1 protein-coding gene is annotated in these 348 nt (G+C 44.8%); it reads left to right on the top strand.

What is annotated here, in order from left to right; genetic code table 11:
• Positions 1 to 348, top strand: a 348-nt coding sequence (locus tag GQS64_RS11970; protein WP_198231765.1) for a hypothetical protein, incomplete at both ends; no start/stop codon positions are given.

The raw sequence follows: 348 nt of genomic DNA, 5'->3' as shown, positions 1-348 counted from the left end.
CCTTTACAGCGAAGGATGCTTATGGCAATCTTGTTGCAGGATTAGGCAATGACCTTACCTTTGACATTGTTGACGGGGGCGGTAATAAGCCGGATGAGAGCAAGGTTGTTCTGTCGAATATTCAAGAGACACCAGCTCAAAGCGGCATTTATGTAGCTACATTGAAAGGCACGCTTGCCGGAACTTATAAAATTACACCGAAGGTTTCTTCTGTTGCTGTTGGAACTCTTGAAGCCACTGTGACAATAAAGGGCGGTGATGTTGATGGGGGAAAAGGAAATTCCACCTTTATCGCATCTTCGACATCCTTTAACGCAGGTGATAGCAAAGGATCAACACTCACCTTTA

The sequence above is a fragment of the Bartonella sp. P0282 genome (assembly GCF_048452985.1).
GTDB classification, from domain to species: domain Bacteria; phylum Pseudomonadota; class Alphaproteobacteria; order Rhizobiales; family Rhizobiaceae; genus Bartonella; species Bartonella choladocola.
The sequence above is the reverse complement of the archived record's forward strand: the minus strand, read 5'-3'. Positions and strand labels throughout refer to the sequence as shown.